Here is a 12,359-nt window from a genome sequence, read left to right as displayed (position 1 = left end):
CGGCTGATAAAGGTATCCCTTGCTGCAATTAAACGAGTGGACCTCCAAGTTCAGCAATATCCTGTCTGATGGAAGAAAACTTCGTAAAGTTATGATTGAATTTTTCAGCAAGCAGTTTGGCTTTCGCTTCATATGCCTGCGGATCTGCCCATGTTTTGGAAGGGATTAGCACTTCATCAGGCACCCCGGGAACATGTGCAGGAATTTGAAGGCCAAAGATCTCATCCGTCAGCATTTCCGCAGAAGCAAGGTCCCCTTCTAAAGCAGCCTGAACCATGGCTCTTGTGTACTCTAGCTTCATCCGTTTTCCCGTGCCGTATTCTCCGCCAGTCCAGCCTGTATTAACAAGGTACACATCAGCATTGTGCTCTTCAATTTTCTTGCCGAGCATTTCAGCATAGCGCTGCGCAGGAAGCGGCAAAAATGGAGATCCAAAGCAGGTTGAGAAGGTTGCCTGCGGAGAAGTAATTCCGCGCTCTGTTCCTGCAAGCTTGCTCGTATAGCCGCTTAGGAAATGGTACATGGCCTGTTCCTTCGTCAGCTTGCTGATTGGAGGGAGCACACCAAAGGCATCCGCCGTCAGGAAGATAATCGTATTCGGATGGCCGGCAATGCTTGGCAGCACGATATTGTTCATGGAATCGAGAGAGTAGGCCGCTCTCGTATTCTCCGTGTAAAATGCATGGTCATAGTCTGCTATTCTCGTTTCCTCATCCACTACCACATTCTCAAGCACAGAACCGAAGCGGATTGCATTGAAAATTTGAGGTTCCTTTTCCTTTGAAAGACTGATGCACTTTGCATAGCATCCGCCTTCAATATTGAAAACGCCGCTTGAAGACCAGCCGTGCTCATCGTCTCCAATCAGCTTGCGGTTCGGGTCAGCAGATAAAGTCGTTTTCCCTGTTCCGGACAATCCGAAAAACAGAGCAACGTCGCCTTCCTGGCCAACATTTGCAGAGCAGTGCATAGGAAAGATGCCGGCTTCAGGAAGCAAATAGTTCATGATGGAGAAAACGGACTTTTTCATTTCTCCAGCGTATTCCGTCCCGCCGATCAGGATGGTTCTTTTCTCAAAAGAGATGATAATGAAAGTCTCTGAATTTGTTCCATCTATAGACGGATCTGCTTTAAAATTCGGTGCTGATACAATTGTGAAAGGCTCGATTTCTCTGGAAGCCATTTCTCCGTCCGGCCGGATGAACAGCTGATTCGCAAAAAGATTGTGCCAGGCGAATTCATTGACCACCTTAATCGGCAGGCGGTATCTTTCATCAGCGCCAGCAAATCCATCAAACACAAACAATTCATTCTGCATTTTTAAGTATGAAAGAACCTTGTGGTAAAGCTTATTGAATGTTTCGCTTGAGATAGGCTGATTTACATTGCCCCAATCAATTTTGCTATTTACGCTATCTTCTTTTACAATAAATTTATCTTTAGGCGAACGCCCTGTATAAGCTCCAGTCGTTGCACGGATGGCACCGGTTGAAGTAAGAACGGCTTCGTTTCTTGATAGAATTTTTTCAACTAGCTGAGGTACCGATAAGTTTTGAAAAACATTTTCCCCTTCAAGTAAAAGCGAAAGCTCGTTTGTTGCCGCAAGTGAATTCATCCCCATACCTTCCTTTGCTTGTAATTATGTGGTTTGCATAATTAGTATAACACATTAATGTTAATAGTCTATACTAATTGATGTATTTTACGTTCGAACTTGGAAAGTGCCACCGCGTATAACCAGATACCGATAAATTTGGCTTGGAAGAGGGATTGTTTGGGCTGGACTCGTGGATCATGCAGATCAGGGAACCTGATCAACTCGCCGGAACGAAGCGCTTGGCCGAGGTGAAGGCGGTATAAGCAGTTGGTCAGGCTTTTGCGGGGAAAGGGGTTTAGCTGGGAAACCGGGCTGATTGGCTGGGAAACTAGAGTGGTTGAAAAGCATTACAAAATATATCGACCGAAATATGAGTATATCGGCCGAAATTTAAATATATCGGCCGAAATAAAATTATATCGTCTATTTTCTCAATATATCGACTATCCGACATGGTTTGATAAATTTAGCAGGTGCGTATACGCAAGCACGGATAGTACGCCATGCTGGAAAACCGCGCTGATCGGCCGGAAAACGAGTGGCATCAGCCGGACACGAAGTTAAACCCGCCAGAAAGCGGCCCGAATCCGCTCGTAAAATGCCGCGCCGAACAAAATGTAAAACTCACAACCAACTAAAATAATTCTATAGCTGAATCCATCATAAGCCCATCTTTCCTGCTGCCCTGTCCTTTTTGGAAGAAAGCTTGTCAATTTTTGTTGACATTTGCGGGAAATTTGGGGTAATATATGTCCTTGAACGGATTCTCTTATCCCGAGCTGGCGGAGGGACAGGCCCTATGAAGCCCAGCAACCTGCAAGACTTGAAAACATGCTGTTTTCTCTCATGCAAAGGTGCTAACCTGACGCAAGGCTGTAGTCCTTGAGCGATAAGAGTGAAAGGCTGAAAAACAACTCCTTTCCTCTATTAAGTAGGAAGGGTTTTTTTATGCAGTCTGGAATCTTTTTCCTTAAAGGCTATATTAAAGGGGAAGATTCTTAAAATAAAGCAAAAGATAAGTAATGGGAACGAGTTCCGTCTCAAAAAAAGAGGGGAAGTACATAACTGAACCTTGCCAATAGAACAACCGAATTTCAGAGGAGGAATTACTATGTCGATTAAACGCCATCTTTTCACATCAGAATCCGTAACGGAAGGCCATCCGGATAAAATTTGCGACCAGATTTCAGATTCCATTTTGGATGCCATTCTTGCTAACGATCCTAATGCACGTGTAGCTTGTGAAACATCTGTTACAACAGGACTTGTTCTTGTAGCAGGAGAAATCACGACTACCACTTATGTCGATATCCCAAAAATTGTTCGTGAAACTGTTAAGGAAATTGGTTATACACGCGCGAAATACGGCTTCGATGCTGAAACATGTGCAGTATTGACTTCCATCGACGAGCAGTCAGCTGACATTGCAATGGGAGTTGACCAGGCACTTGAAGCCCGCGAAGGCCAAATGACAGACGCTGAGATTGATGCAATTGGAGCGGGAGACCAAGGGTTGATGTTCGGATTTGCATGCAACGAAACAAAAGAGCTAATGCCTCTTCCGATTTCCCTTGCACACAAGCTGGCTCGCCGCCTGACAGAAGTACGCAAGGAAGAAATCCTTCCATACCTTCGTCCGGACGGTAAAACGCAAGTTACGGTTGAATATGATGAAAATAACAAACCGGTTCGTGTAGATACAATTGTTATTTCTACTCAGCATCACCCTGAAATTTCTTTGGAGCAAATTCAGCGCAACCTTAAAGAATTTGTTATCAAACCTGTAGTTCCTGCAGAATTAATTGATGAGAACACGAAATATTTCATCAACCCGACTGGCCGCTTCGTTATCGGAGGACCTCAAGGTGATGCAGGTCTTACTGGCCGTAAAATCATCGTTGATACGTATGGCGGATATGCTCGTCACGGCGGTGGAGCATTCTCTGGTAAGGATGCTACAAAAGTTGACCGTTCTGCGGCTTATGCAGCTCGCTACGTTGCGAAAAACATCGTTGCTGCCGGGCTTGCTGACAAATGTGAAGTTCAGCTTGCGTACGCAATCGGTGTAGCACAGCCGGTATCCATCTCCATCGATACATTCGGAACAGGCAAAGCAAGCGAGGAAGTTCTTGTTGAAGCGGTTCGCAATAACTTTGATCTTCGCCCTGCAGGCATTATCAAAATGCTTAATCTTCGCCGTCCAATTTACAAGCAAACTGCTGCATACGGTCACTTCGGCCGTACGGATGTAGAGCTTCCATGGGAGCAAACAGACAAAGCAGAAGCACTTCGCTCTGTTCTTTAATAAAGTTCCGTATGGGTGCCTGGCTTAACACAGAAGCAATATAAAACAGAAACGTCTGGAACGTAATCGTTCCAGACGTTTTTTTATGTTCAAGAGATTGGAGAAACTATGAATGATCTTTTTATTCATTTATCACGTTTTCCTGTTAGAAAGATGATGCCAGTTTAGGGTTTATGGCAGCGAGCATCCTGGAGGGGATCCTGCTTCATAGCAAAAAAGAGAACTGTTCATACTTATTTAATCTTTTCCTTATCCTTTCATAATTTTCTTGATTTATGATGCCATTAAAAGCAGAGAGCATGATTCTTAGGCGAGATTGGCTGGCTGGGATATAGTAAAGTAAGGGCTTGTTTCCAAGACACACTGTTGTATAAAGAAAGTATAGATCAAAGGGGTCAATACACATGCAGAAAATATTACTTGTTGATGATGAACCCGCTATTCTCGATGTTTGCCGGCGCTATCTGGAAAGAGAAGGCTACAGGGTTGATTCAGCGGTCAATGGATTTGAGGCGGTCGAGCAGTGGAAAAGGGGAAGACCTGATTTGATTGTTCTTGATCTCATGATGCCTGAAAAGGACGGCTGGACTGCTGCGGAGGAAATCCGAATGGGGGACGAGGATGTCCCAATCATTATGCTCACCGCTCTGGGACAGGAACGGGACCGGCTCCTTGGCTTAACCTTAGGGGCTGACGATTACTTAACCAAGCCGTTCAGCCCCAGAGAACTTGTATTAAGAGTGAAGAACATGTTAAGGCGGACCTCGAAATACAAAAACGAAGAAAAGCAGTCCGTTACAATCGGCTCCATTTCCATCGATTTATCGACAAGGCAAGTTAAATCGGGTGGAAAAATCATAGATATGACGGCAAAAGAGTTTGATATGCTCTGGCTGCTTGCCAGTCACCCGTCTCAAGTATTCTCCAGGTCCCAGCTGCTTGAAAAGGTGTGGGGATATGATTTTTCAGGAGATGGAAATACCGTCAATGTTCATGTCCGGAGACTGAGAGAGAAGCTTGAACTCAATCCAGCGGAACCTCAGTATATTAAAACGGTATGGGGAATTGGCTATAAATTGGAGCAGCCGTTATGAAAATTAGAACGCTTCTCATCTTGGCTAATTTTTTAAGTACGCTGCTGATTCTGATGTTTTTGCTGATTAGTTTTGTGCGGATGTCCATCCCTAACGAATCCATTTTAATCTTGACGATTATTACATTCGCTGCGGGTTCCATTTCTGCTCTGGCTCATTTTTTTCTTACGGGTCCGCTTATGAAAGCTGTGAACCAGGTCAAATCTGAATCGAAGAAAATGTCTGAGGGACAATTTGCGGTAAGGGTTTCTGAAAAAGGTCCCGCTGAAATTAAAGAGCTTGGGAGCCATTTTAATGAAATGGCGAAGAAGCTGGATCACATGTTTCAGGAAGTGAAGAAATCAGAGGCTTACAAAACGGAGCTGATTGCCAATGTATCGCATGATCTGAGAACACCGATTGCCTCCATCTTGTCCTATGTTGAAGCACTTCAGGATGGCGTAGTGAAAAGTGAGCAGGAGAGAAAGGATTACCTTGAGACGATAAAAAAGGAATCCAACCGTCTAAGCAAACTGATTCAGGAGCTATTCGAACTATCCCAGCTTGATAGCAATCAGACACCATTCCGTCCTGAAACCGTTCATGCTGATCAGCTGGTGCTGGATGTTCTGCAACAGTTTGAGCTTATTTTTAAAGAAAAGCAAGTGCAGCTCGAAGTCCGGATGCATGATGATATACCGGCTATTCAGATAGTCAGGGATCAGATTATGAGAGTTTTATCGAACCTCATTCAAAATTCAGTTGCTCATTCGCCTGTTAACAGCGTGATTTTGCTTCAAGTGAAGAAAGTGGACCAATCGCTCGTTTTTTCAGTGAAGGATGAGGGGCAGGGAATAAAATTATCCGATCAGAAGCGGATTTTTGAACGGTTTTACCGAGCAGAAAAATCAAGAAACAAAGCCCTGGGCGGGTCAGGGTTAGGCCTTGCGATTGCAAAAGAGTTTATCGCGCTTCATCATGGACAGATTGGTGTTAGAAGCGAAGAGGGCAAAGGAAGCGAGTTTTGGTTTTCGCTTCCGCTAAAACAGAAAGGGGAATGACCATGAAAATCTGGGTGCCGATTATCGTCATAGCGGGAATTGCAGCTATTCTGTTTGCAGTTGCACCTAATTTTGGTGAGTATTTTACGAAACGCTCCTATGGAACACAGCCTGTTGAAACAGTGGAAGCTGATTCAACAAAAGCGACAGCAACATTTGCAGGGGGATGCTTCTGGTGCATGGAACCGCCGTTTGAAAAACTGGAAGGTGTTTATGAAGTCATTTCAGGATATACAGGCGGAGAAAAGAAAAATCCTTCCTATGAAGAGGTTTCCTCCGGCTCCACTGGACATATTGAAGCGGTGCAGGTTGTCTACGATCCATCTAAAGTTTCCTATGAAGAGCTTCTTCAGGTATTCTGGAGGCAAATCGACCCGACAGACAGCGGCGGCCAATTTGTAGACAGAGGAGATCAGTATGTGTCCGCTATTTTCTACCACAACGAGGAGCAAAAAACCGCAGCAGAAAAATCTAAATCAGACCTGCAGGCATCGAAAAGGTTCGATTCAAAGCTCGTGACTGAAATCAGAAAAGCAGATACGTTTTATCAAGCAGAAGAGTACCATCAGGATTATTATAAAAAGAGCTCGGTTCAGTATAAATTTTACAGGAACAATTCAGGACGGGATCAGTTTTTAGATGATGCCTGGGGGAAAGACCGGGAAGTGAAAATAAAGGGAAAATCAAAAACTGCCTCAAGCTATGCGGACTTTAAAAAGCCTTCTGATGCAGAGCTGAAAAAAACTCTTTCTGCAGAGCAATACAAGGTGACCCAAAAGAATGGGACGGAGCGGTCGTTTAGCAATGCCTATCATGATTTAAAGGACGAAGGAATATATGTAGACATCGTATCTGGTGAACCTCTGTTCAGCTCAAAGGATAAATTCGATTCTGGAACCGGCTGGCCAAGCTTTACAAAGCCGCTTGTTCCCGGAAATATCGTTGAAAAAGAGGATAACGGTCTGTTTATGACAAGGACCGAGGTACGCAGCAAATACGCTGACTCTCATCTTGGCCACGTATTTGATGACGGGCCAAAGCCTACAGGACTGCGCTACTGCATGAACTCTGCAGCGCTGAAATTTATTCCAAAGGAAGATCTTAAGAAAAAGGGCTATGGAGAATTCGCAGAGGAATTTAAGTGAAATGGAAGGCTGGCTTGAATGGCCGGCCTTTTGAATGCTTGATGTTCTGAATGTGGATTCAATATAGGTCTCATGGGGTATTAATATCTGTCTATCTTAACGTAAAAGGGGATTGTGCATGAAGCGATTACTGGTCTTATTTATCATCATACTGGCATTAGCAGGCTGCTCTTCCAAGGCCGATACAGAAAAGGACAGCCAAAAAGTTCTTGCATCCAGCTGGTCTGATATAGAAAAAGTGGCAGCCGGAAAAAAAGTGAGGCTCTTCATGTGGGGTGGTGACCCTGGGATCAATGCTTATATAGATGAGTACGTGAAACCTGCAGTCAAAGAAAAAAACAATATTCTTTTAGAAAGAGTTCCAATGGATACCCCTGAAATTCTTCAAAAGCTAGAAACAGAAAAAAGAGCAGGACAGACAGAAGGAACGATTGATATCGTTTGGCTGAATGGAGAGAACTTTAAGAACGCCAAGCAAAACAATCTGCTTCTTGGCCCGATTACTGAAAAACTGCCGAATTACACGAAATATTATGATACAAAATCCCTTGAAAATCTTTATGACTTCGGTCTTGAAACAGAGGGTTATGAAGCACCATGGGGGAAAGTGCAGTTTGTCTTCCATTATGATTCATCTAAAATTGTGGATCCGCCTAAAACGATAGAGGATTTAAAGAAGTGGGTGAAAGCCAATCCTGGCCAGTTCGCCTACCCTGATCCGAAAGATTTCACAGGAAATGCTTTTATCAGACACTTGTTTTATGAATCAGCAGGCGGGGCAAAGGGTCTTCTCGATAAAGGATATGATGAAAAATTTGCAAAAACAGGCAGTGAAAGGCTTTGGAAGGATTTAAATGAGCTGGAGCCCTATCTCTGGAAGAAGGGAAAGCTCTATCCGAATGATCTGACCGAGCTTGATAAGCTCTACGCTAATGGGGAGCTTGCCATGACAATGGGCTATAATGAGGCCCGCGCAGAGAGTCTTATTGAGAAAGGCGTATTCCTTGAATCAACCCGGTCCTTTGTTCTTGAATCAGGCTCGATTGGGAATACGCATTTCCTCGCAATACCAGCCAATAGCTCAAATAAAGAGGCGGCATTAGCGTCAATTAATTTCCTGCTTTCACCGGAAGCACAAATTAAAAAGCTCTCACCGGAATATTGGGGGGAGAGTCCGGCTTTGGATTATTCAAAGCTATCCAATCAGCAGAAGGCTGAATACGATGAAATTAAGCGGGGGGACAGTGTGTTGAAGCCGGAGCAATTAAAAGATGCTTTCCTTCCGGAGATTGATTCACGGTATGTGAACTGGTTAAAGGAGAACTGGACGAATGAAGTGGTTCAAAAATAAATCAGTGCCGGGTGCGGTTATACCGGCTCTTGTTTTATCGGGAATCCTGCTCCTGTCCGGAATTCTTTTTTCACTGTATGAAAGTGCAGCAATGAATGGAAATATAAGTTTAAAAGCCTATGCAGAGATCTGGAATGGGAAAAGCTTTCGAATGTCCTTTTTATACAGTTTTTCACTTGCCTTGATCTCATCGCTGCTCGCCATTGCAGCAGGATTATTGATTACGAGAAAAATAGCCCCGTTTATGAGGCGTCCTTTTTTCAAGCTGCTTGCCTGGTCCCCGATTCTTTTTCCCCATTTTGTTTGGGGATACATGCTTTTGCTCCTGCTTGATCAGACGGGCTGGATTCCTCAGGTGCTGACAGAGATTGGTTTTCTGCAGCAGCCCGGGCAATTTCCGGTCCTGATCAGGGACGAATGGGGGATAGGAATAATCCTTACGTACGTCACGAAGGAAATTCCTTTTGTGATTTTGATGCTCCTGCCCCTCTATCTTTCTATGGATGGCAGGAGGAAGGACGTCATTACCTCACTTGGGGGCTCGCGGTGGGACGTTTTTAAAACGGCAGAATGGCCGGTGGTGTTCCCCGTCCTTATTGAGACCTTTCTGATCTTGTTCGCTTTTATCCTGACAGCTTATGAGGTACCGGCACTGCTTGGGATCACATTCCCTAAGATGGTTTCTGTTTTGGCTTTTGACTGGTTTTACAACGGGGATTGGTCACAGCGCCCTTTGGCATATGCGGCGATGATCACCGTCACCGTTTTAATTATATTGGTGACTGCTATTTTCTATTTTTTATGGGGCAGAAAAAGAAGAATGGTACCGTCCAGTTCTGGAATCACTGTTTTCAGGAAAAAAGGCTCCGTCGCTGTTCTCAGCATTTATTTACTCTTCGTATTTCTTCCGATTGGTGCTCTAATTGCTAGCAGTGTGATGCAAAGAGACCGGAATCATCTCTTGAATTCGGAATTTACATGGAGAGCCTGGAGGGTGATTGCAGAAGATCCGCTGCTTGTACAGTCCGTATGGACATCAGTTAGTATCGGAACGGCTGTCGTGCTGCTGAACTTGGCAGCAGGCATTCCAGCGGCACGGGCTTTGGCTTTCCGGCAATTTAAAGGAAAGACGCTCGCGGAGACAATTCTTCTCGCTCCAATTTTAATTCCTGCTTTACTTATTGCAATGGGATTGCATATAGCGTTTATTCGCCTCGGTCTGGCAAATGAGTGGAGCGGGGTCGTGCTGATTCAGCTGCTCCCGACCCTGCCGTATACCATTAAAATATTCAGAGCAGGCTTTGAACAAATGGGGCAAAGCTTTGAGCAGCAGGCTAAAACGCTTGGAGCATCAGGATGGGAGATTTTTACGTCCATCCATCTTCCGCTCCTGCTTTCTTCATTCCGATCCTCTGCATTCCTGATTTTTGTTATATCTCTCGGTCAGTTTATCTTAACAAGTTTAATAGGCGGAGGGAGCGTATTGACGCTTGCTCTTGTCTATTTTCCTTATTTTGAACAGGCGGATACAGCGGTTTTGGCCGCTTTCTCGCTGCTGTTTGCCATCATTCCCATCGGAGTTTGGATAGCATTTGAAGCGGTGTACCGGATCCTTGCTCCATATAAAGGGAGGTTTTGAGAAATGCCTTATTTAGTTTTCAATGGTACGAAGCGATTTCATAAGAAGAAAATCTTAGACGGAATTCAGCTCTCTATTCAGAAGGGGGAAATCCTCTCTCTTATAGGGCCTTCCGGGACAGGAAAGTCCACCCTCCTTAAGTGCCTGGCAGGAATAGAAGCCCTGGATGAGGGTCAGTTTTTTCTGAACGGAAAGGACGTAACCCGTGTTCCTGCAAGAAAAAGAGAGGTGGTTCTCGTCTTTCAGCAGGCGCTGCTGTTTCCTCATATGACCGTTGTCGAAAATGTAGAGTATGGTCTTAAGATTCATAAAGTAAAAAAAGAAGCAAGAGAGCAGAAAGTAAAAAAGATGCTCGAAAAGACGGAAATGCTGCACGCGGCCAAGCAGTATCCGGATGAACTGTCCGGAGGGGAGCAGCAAAGGGCTGCACTTGCAAGAGCCCTCGTATTGGAGCCGAAGCTTTTGCTGCTTGACGAACCGTTTGCGAATGTGGATCCTCTCTTGAGAGATAAATTGAGGATTTGGGTGAAAAGCCTGCTTAAAGAACAGAACATTACATCCATTTTTGTTACACATGATATGGAAGAAGCCGCGATGATAGGCGACGAGATTGCCATTTTGCATGAAGGAGCCATTCTTCAGAAGGGGACAGCACGCGAGATTTATTTGCGGCCTGCAAATGAAAGGGCGGCATCCTTCTATGGAGATGGCATGATGCAAAAGCAGGAATTTATTCCTTCTCACAAGCTCCGGATCTCTGAAAACTCTTCTGAGAATGCTTGGAAAGGCAGAATAGAAGGGGAATTGTATAAATACGGACAGTCTTTTTTCCGAATTGCAATTGGCTCCGGGGAACAGTGGATAACACTGCAATCATCGCTGCCTTTAAAGGAAGGGCAGACTGTTTATATCTGCAGAAACCCGGAGGAGGCTGCGTTTCTTGAAAAAGATAGCTAGACTGCTGCTGCTTGTTTTCGCGGCCGGTCTTCTCATTTGGTTTAATCAGAGTTACGTGAACATAAGTCCGGAAATGATTAAGGGATGGATTTTATCGCTTGGTGCGGTTGGGCCCGTCGTTTATATTCTGCTTTATACAGTTCGTCCCCTAACCCTTTTTCCGGCTTCAATCCTATCACTGGCGGGAGGACTCGCATTCGGTCCCATTTCGGGAATGATCTATATAATGGCAGGTGCAAGCGGAGGAGCAGCGGTTGCATTCTTTCTCTCTCGTACCTTTGGGAGAAGAATGGTCCCGGATTCCGAATGGATCGGTTCTTTAAAAAGGATCATCGAAAAGAATGGTTTTCTCTATGTTCTTGTGCTGAGGATCCTGCCAATCGTAAATTTCGACCTAATCAGCTATGCGGCCGGCCTGACGACCATTCGCTGGGGATCCTTTTTGCTCGCGACCATTATTGGAATTATACCTGGTACGTTTGCCTACAGCTTTCTAGGCTCGAGTTTTACATCAGATAATAAAATGATCATTTATATTGCAATTGGCATTTTTATCATACTTGCCATCATTCCTATTCTCTTTAGGAAAAAAATGAAGAAATGGCTCTTTTCGAATCAGGAAAATGAGGTGAAGAAGGATGCTTGATACGCATGGAAGGAAATATGTGCAGCCTGCAATTGATGGGACGGCCTCTGTTCTACTGAGGTGGAAACTCACTGCGAATCAAGTAACAGGTATCGCCTTTCTAATCGGAGTGTCATCAGGGATATTTGTGTATGCCGGACAGCCCCTGCTGGCCATAGCGGTTTTGTGGATTTCCGGCTTTCTGGACGCAGTCGATGGCACAATGGCCAGGAAAACGAAGCCATCCGCCTGGGGAACCGTTCTTGATATTACGTTTGACAGGGTAGTGGAGATCAGTGTGATCTTAGGCCTTGCCTTCGCTTTCCCGGAAGCACAGTGGGCTCTACTTTTACTCAGCGTTTCCATTATTATCTCAATGACCATCTTTTTAACTGTAGGAGCCCTTAGTGAAAAACAAGGTGTGAAATCCTTTTACTATCAGGCAGGAGTGGCGGAACGGACAGAAGGGTTTATTCTTTTTTCCCTGATGATTATTTTCAGCGGCCAGCTTGTCTGGATGACCTTGCTCTTTTTCGTAGTTGAAATGTTTACAGCTTTTCAAAGATTGTTTGAAGCGAAACGATTACTCAAGTAGGGGGAAGCAGG

The 12,359-nt window shown here is 44.7% G+C and carries 10 protein-coding genes and 1 riboswitch; of the genes, 9 read left to right on the top strand and 1 reads right to left on the bottom strand.

The annotated features are described in order from the left end of the window. Window positions 1-28: 28 nt before the first annotated feature. Complete coding sequence (gene pckA, locus J9317_RS15355; protein ID WP_211560051.1) at window positions 29-1,615, bottom strand: phosphoenolpyruvate carboxykinase (ATP); 1,587 nt, start codon at window positions 1,613-1,615, stop codon at window positions 29-31. 748 nt (window positions 1,616-2,363) lie between these two features. Next, window positions 2,364-2,493: riboswitch (SAM riboswitch) on the top strand. Window positions 2,494-2,708: 215 nt separating this feature from the next. Between pckA and metK the strand changes: the two genes are divergently transcribed. The 9 genes from metK (at window position 2,709) to J9317_RS15310 (ending at window position 12,348) form a co-directional block, all read left to right on the top strand. Beyond that, on the top strand, window positions 2,709-3,902 hold the full coding sequence (gene metK, locus J9317_RS15350; RefSeq protein ID WP_211560049.1) for a methionine adenosyltransferase: 1,194 nt from the start codon (window positions 2,709-2,711) through the stop codon (window positions 3,900-3,902). A gap of 404 nt (window positions 3,903-4,306) precedes the next feature. After that, entirely contained in the window at window positions 4,307-4,996 is a 690-nt protein-coding gene (locus tag J9317_RS15345; protein ID WP_211560047.1) for a response regulator transcription factor, read from the top strand. Beyond that, window positions 4,993-6,036 carry a sensor histidine kinase gene (locus J9317_RS15340; protein WP_211560046.1) on the top strand — a complete coding sequence of 348 codons (1,044 nt, stop codon included), beginning with the start codon at window positions 4,993-4,995 and terminating at the stop codon, window positions 6,034-6,036. The genes J9317_RS15345 and J9317_RS15340 overlap by 4 nt, the downstream gene beginning before the upstream one ends. 2 nt (window positions 6,037-6,038) lie before the next feature. After that, window positions 6,039-7,181 (top strand): peptide-methionine (R)-S-oxide reductase MsrB, encoded by a 1,143-nt coding sequence (gene msrB / locus J9317_RS15335; protein ID WP_431190690.1) that lies wholly within the window; start codon window positions 6,039-6,041, stop codon window positions 7,179-7,181. A 118-nt stretch (window positions 7,182-7,299) separates the two neighbouring features. Beyond that, window positions 7,300-8,532, top strand: coding sequence for an ABC transporter substrate-binding protein (locus tag J9317_RS15330; protein ID WP_211560044.1), 1,233 nt, complete (start codon window positions 7,300-7,302; stop codon window positions 8,530-8,532). After that, the gene (locus tag J9317_RS20650; protein ID WP_249292199.1) at window positions 8,513-10,171 is read left to right on the top strand and encodes an ABC transporter permease; all 1,659 of its coding nucleotides are present in this window, start codon (window positions 8,513-8,515) and stop codon (window positions 10,169-10,171) included. Before J9317_RS15330 ends, J9317_RS20650 begins: the two co-directional genes overlap by 20 nt. Before the next feature lie 3 nt (window positions 10,172-10,174). Beyond that, the gene (locus tag J9317_RS15320; protein WP_211560043.1) at window positions 10,175-11,128 is read left to right on the top strand and encodes an ABC transporter ATP-binding protein; all 954 of its coding nucleotides are present in this window, start codon (window positions 10,175-10,177) and stop codon (window positions 11,126-11,128) included. After that, the gene (locus J9317_RS15315) at window positions 11,112-11,774 is read left to right on the top strand and encodes a TVP38/TMEM64 family protein (protein ID WP_249292197.1); all 663 of its coding nucleotides are present in this window, start codon (window positions 11,112-11,114) and stop codon (window positions 11,772-11,774) included. Before J9317_RS15320 ends, J9317_RS15315 begins: the two co-directional genes overlap by 17 nt. Beyond that, on the top strand, window positions 11,767-12,348 hold the full coding sequence (locus J9317_RS15310) for a CDP-alcohol phosphatidyltransferase family protein (RefSeq protein WP_211560042.1): 582 nt from the start codon (window positions 11,767-11,769) through the stop codon (window positions 12,346-12,348). Before J9317_RS15315 ends, J9317_RS15310 begins: the two co-directional genes overlap by 8 nt. Window positions 12,349-12,359 lie beyond the last annotated feature (11 nt).

It is taken from the genome of Metabacillus flavus, assembly GCF_018283675.1.
GTDB classification, from domain to species: domain Bacteria; phylum Bacillota; class Bacilli; order Bacillales; family Bacillaceae; genus Metabacillus_B; species Metabacillus_B flavus.
Note: the sequence above shows the minus strand (reverse complement) of the source record. Positions and strands in the feature narration are given on the sequence as shown.